Genomic DNA, 276 nt, shown 5'->3' on the forward strand with positions numbered 1-276 from the left:
CGCCCCGTTGCGGACGATAGTGCCTACTGGCATCTATGTAGGATGATGGCCGAGAATCCGAGCAAAGACACGCCTGCTGATTACTACGGCTACTTCATGACAGCACTCATGGGGCTGGAGGATGACGCCAGCCTCTCGGGTTATTCCGAGGCGGGCCAAGAGCTTCTTAGAGAAGCGATCAGGATTTTCGGCGCTGAGTTTAATGATAGGCACCCCGGCCATTGGGGTAAGCCGGGCTCATAAAGCGCGGTCGACATCGTTCCTGCGCCACGACCG

At 57.6% G+C, this 276-nt stretch carries 1 protein-coding gene; it reads left to right on the forward strand.

The features are described 5' to 3' along the window. Positions 1-243: hypothetical protein (locus ACYPYD_RS26370; RefSeq protein ID WP_459666623.1), on the forward strand; the 243-nt coding region annotated here is incomplete at its 5' end. Positions 244-276: the final 33 nt, after the last annotated feature.

Source organism: Novosphingobium sp. 11B (assembly GCF_054589055.1).